Here is a 237-nt window from a genome sequence, read left to right on the forward strand (position 1 = left end):
GTGCTGTACCGCGTCAATCATGGCGGCCATCGCATGCCCGGATCTTCTTCGGATGCACGCTTCCCCAGGGTCGCGACGAAGATGCGGGGGCCGCAGAACAGCGACATCGACGGCGCCGAGACGATCTGGGCTTTTTTCAGTCAGTTTCCGTAAGTGCCGCATGTGCGGCGGTGACGCATGCACCGCAGATAACGCATGCGTGCCGGGGGTGGCACCGCGAAGGGCTCTGGGCTAGAC

At 63.7% G+C, this 237-nt stretch carries 1 pseudogene; it reads left to right on the forward strand.

Annotated features, from left to right (window positions below):
• Nucleotides 1-153: pseudogene (locus tag ACPYOI_RS36985) on the forward strand (alpha/beta hydrolase family esterase); the annotation flags it as partial.
• Nucleotides 154-237: the final 84 nt, after the last annotated feature.

It is taken from the genome of Rhizobium sp. SVR5-2C, assembly GCF_056755115.1.